The sequence below is a fragment of the Stenotrophomonas sp. YIM B06876 genome, assembly GCF_030711595.1.
In the GTDB taxonomy this organism is placed as follows: domain Bacteria; phylum Pseudomonadota; class Gammaproteobacteria; order Xanthomonadales; family Xanthomonadaceae; genus Stenotrophomonas.
Genome location: NZ_JAUJUJ010000190.1, coordinates 1 through 1,516 on the forward strand (window position 1 = coordinate 1; position 1,516 = coordinate 1,516).

A 1,516-nucleotide genomic window follows, 5' to 3' on the forward strand; every position below is an offset into this window, starting at 1 on the left:
GCGAACCCTTTGACGCCGAAGCCGTCAAGTTCACCTTCGACCGCCTGCTCGGCGAAGAAGGCAAGAAAGGCCCGCAGCAGTCCAACTACAACGCCATCGACAAGGTGGTGGTGGTCAACCCGAACACGGTCGATTTCATCCTCAAGAACCCCGACCCGGTGCTGCTGACCAAGCTGGCCGGCTACGGCGCCATGATCGTGCCGCCCAAGTACATCAAGGAAAAGGGCAGCCAGTACTTCGGCATGAACCCGGTCGGCACCGGCCCGTTCAAGTTCACGGACTACAAGCCCAAGGTCAGCCTGTCCTTTGCGCGCAACGACGCCTATTGGGGCGGCGCTCCCAAGCTGGACAACTTGGTGTACCGCTTCATCAGCGAGCCGGCCACGCAGGCGGCCGAGCTGCAGGCCGGCCGCGTCGACGTGGCCAACCAGATTCCACTGGCGCTGATCGACACGCTCAAGAAAGACAGCAAACTGGACGTGGTCAGCATGGACGGCCCCGTGGCCCTGGCGCTGCGCTACAACACCCAGCGCGGCATCATGAAGAACCCCGAGGTGCGCAAGGCCCTGACCATGGCCGTTGACCGCGACGCCATCATCAAGACCATCCTGCTCGGCCAGGCCAAGCCTATCGCCAGCTTCCAGGGCGCGCTATCGTTCGGCAACGACCCGAACCTGAAGCCCCTGCCGTTCAACCCCGCGCAGGCCAAGGCCATGCTGCAGAAGGCGGGCGTCAAGCCCGGCACGCAGATCCAGCTCGACTTCCGCGGCCCGGACAGCAACTTCCGCGAAGTGGCGCAGGCCGTGGCCGGCTACCTCGGTGCCGTGGGCATCACGGTGAACCTCAAGCCCTACGAAACCAATGTGCTGATCAACGACATCATCCCGAGCGGCAAGACCGGCGAGATGTGGCAGAACCAGTGGGGCGGCTGGACCTTCGACTACGNAAGCCCGGCACGCAGATCCAGCTCGACTTCCGCGGCCCGGACAGCAACTTCCGCGAAGTGGCGCAGGCCGTGGCCGGCTACCTCGGTGCCGTGGGCATCACGGTGAACCTCAAGCCCTACGAAACCAATGTGCTGATCAACGACATCATCCCGAGCGGCAAGACCGGCGAGATGTGGCAGAACCAGTGGGGCGGCTGGACCTTCGACTACGACAACACGGCCTACGCCATGTACTACACCAAGCAGCGCTGGAACCCGTTTGACGACGACCCCAAGCTCAACGCCCTGCTGCACACCCAGCGCAACACCTGGGACCAGGTGGCGCGCAAGGCCACGCTGCAGGAAATCGCCCGCTACGTCGCCAACCAGGCGCTGGAGATGCCGCTCTACAGCCTCGACACCGTCTACGGCGTGAACAAGCGCGCCAAGAACCTCGGCCTGCCGGGCGACGGGCGCTTGCGCTTCGTCGATGCCACCGTCGAATGAACGCTTGAACCTTCTGCCCTGAATCGACCGACACCATGAGCGGATTCCTCTTCAAGCGGCTGCTGCAGGCGATCTTCGTCGTGC

At 63.9% G+C, this 1,516-nt stretch carries 2 protein-coding genes; both read left to right on the plus strand.

Translation table 11 applies throughout. From position 1 onward, the window contains the following. The coding region (locus tag QZH66_RS15955; protein ID WP_305806872.1) for an ABC transporter substrate-binding protein at positions 1-1,052 on the plus strand (1,052 nt) is incomplete at its 5' end. After that, a complete protein-coding gene (locus QZH66_RS15960) occupies positions 1,004-1,432 on the plus strand; it encodes a hypothetical protein (protein ID WP_305806873.1) in 429 nt (142 codons plus the stop codon). The genes QZH66_RS15955 and QZH66_RS15960, both read left to right, overlap by 49 nt. Positions 1,433-1,516: the final 84 nt, after the last annotated feature.